Genomic DNA, 1,145 nt, shown 5'->3' on the forward strand with positions numbered 1-1,145 from the left:
AGCTCGCCGCCGTCAACGGCCCTGCCATCAGCAGCTTGGTCGAGAGCGTCGCCGCGAGCAGCATCAGCAGCTTGGTCGAGAGCGTCGCCGCGAGCAGCAAGCTGTTCGAGAGCGTCGGCATGGCCGCCAAGCTCGCCGCCGTCAACGGCCCTGCCATCAGCAGCTTGGTCGAGAGCGTCGCCGCGAGCAGCAAGCTGTTCGAGAGCGCCGGGATGGCCGCCAAGCTCGTTGCCGTCAACGGCCCGGCAATCTACAAATCACCGCCGCTGCTCTGGACGCCTCTTAAGAACGGCTTGGTCGACGTCGGTCCTGGCCTCGGCGAGGTTTGGGCCGAGTATGCACGGGACCTCGGGCTGTGGCTCGTTCGCCCTAGTGTGAAGACAGCTGGCATAGCGACCGCTATCTACCTCTTCACGGCCTGGTATCTGAGCTTCAAGGCAGCACACCCTCAAGCCGCAGAAGAGTTCAAGGACCTCATCCTCGGAGTCTTTTTCCTGCTTCTGGGAGTGTGGGCCAGCGCTGGCCGGAGGGCGAAATAAGGCGGGCCGGCAGGCGGCAAGGTCAGCCGACTCCCTGAGTTGACCACTTCGTGCCGAAAGAATGATCAGCTGTCGATGAGCTGGGCGATTAGCCGGGTTGACCTGCCGGAACAGTCCGCCATCGTCCGTGGGCGTCCGGCGTCGGCCGCCCCGGTCGTCACCCAGTTAGCGATGAGCTTCATTGCGTGTGTTCGCTCGCACGCGCCTCAGCGATACCACCACCCCTGCGTGGAAGGCAAGATTCAACAGCGCGGGACCAAAGAAGCGCAGGTCGCGGAAAGCGCCGAGGATCTCGTTTTCCTTATCAAACTGCATCGCATTGAGGAGCCAGACCCATGGCATCCCCAACATCTGGATGCCGACTCCAGACAGGCCCGTAGCAGTGAATGCCAATGAAGAATGGTCGCTGATCGGGAAAGAGGTGTAGAAAACCACCAACAACGCCAGAATCACACAAGCATGCGCGAGGACCCAACGCCGTCGCGGTGGAAGCAACATGATCAGAGCGTAGTGACAGAAGGAAACCTGCGGAACCCCATCACTGATGCTCCTATGGAGGTCAAGTGGTCAGGGCGATGAAGTCGGCGAGCAGGGCGGTGTAGACGT

At 61.7% G+C, this 1,145-nt stretch carries 2 protein-coding genes; one reads left to right on the forward strand and one right to left on the reverse strand.

Annotated features, from left to right (window positions below; genetic code table 11):
- The first annotated feature begins 119 nt into the window (after positions 1-119).
- The gene (locus ACFOYX_RS08345) at positions 120-539 is read left to right on the forward strand and encodes a hypothetical protein (RefSeq protein WP_377533865.1); all 420 of its coding nucleotides are present in this window, start codon (positions 120-122) and stop codon (positions 537-539) included.
- Between the two features lie 165 nt (positions 540-704).
- On the opposite strand, the gene ACFOYX_RS08350 is transcribed toward ACFOYX_RS08345, so the two are convergent.
- Complete coding sequence (locus tag ACFOYX_RS08350; RefSeq protein WP_322444146.1) at positions 705-1,037, reverse strand: hypothetical protein; 333 nt, start codon at positions 1,035-1,037, stop codon at positions 705-707.
- Between the last annotated feature and the right edge of the window lie 108 nt (positions 1,038-1,145).

Source organism: Micromonospora sp. GCM10011541, from assembly GCF_042650725.1.
In the GTDB taxonomy this organism is placed as follows: Bacteria; Actinomycetota; Actinomycetes; order Mycobacteriales; family Micromonosporaceae; genus Micromonospora; species Micromonospora sicca.

Coding starts and splice junctions, on each gene's coding strand:
- ACFOYX_RS08345 (WP_377533865.1), top strand. CDS start 120: ATGGCCGCCAAGCTCGCCGCCGTCAACGGCCCTGCCATCAGCAGCTTG.
- ACFOYX_RS08350 (WP_322444146.1), bottom strand. CDS start 1,037: ATGTTGCTTCCACCGCGACGGCGTTGGGTCCTCGCGCATGCTTGTGTG.